Consider the following 211-nt stretch of genomic DNA (forward strand, 5'->3'; position numbering starts at 1 on the left):
TCAGCACCTGCTCCGCATTGTCCGCAAACCTCACCGCTCGGCGCGTATGCGACACCCAATAGGCCGGATTACTTGCCTGCTCCTTGGTAATCCATTTCCCCGTTTTGTTAGATACATAAGGAAGCTGCGGTGCAACGAGCTTTACACGCTTCAAAGCCTCTTCCAGTTCCCCCAGCACGGCTTCCATCCGCGAGGAATGAAATGCGCTGCC

General features: G+C 55.5%; 1 protein-coding gene. It reads right to left on the reverse strand.

What is annotated here, in order from left to right; all coding sequences use genetic code 11:
- Positions 1-211, reverse strand: a 211-nt coding sequence (locus tag LCF57_RS14580; RefSeq protein ID WP_226001340.1) for a hypothetical protein, incomplete at both ends; no start/stop codon positions are given.

Source organism: Paenibacillus sp. BJ-4, assembly GCF_020404765.1.
In the GTDB taxonomy this organism is placed as follows: Bacteria; Bacillota; Bacilli; order Paenibacillales; family Paenibacillaceae; genus Paenibacillus.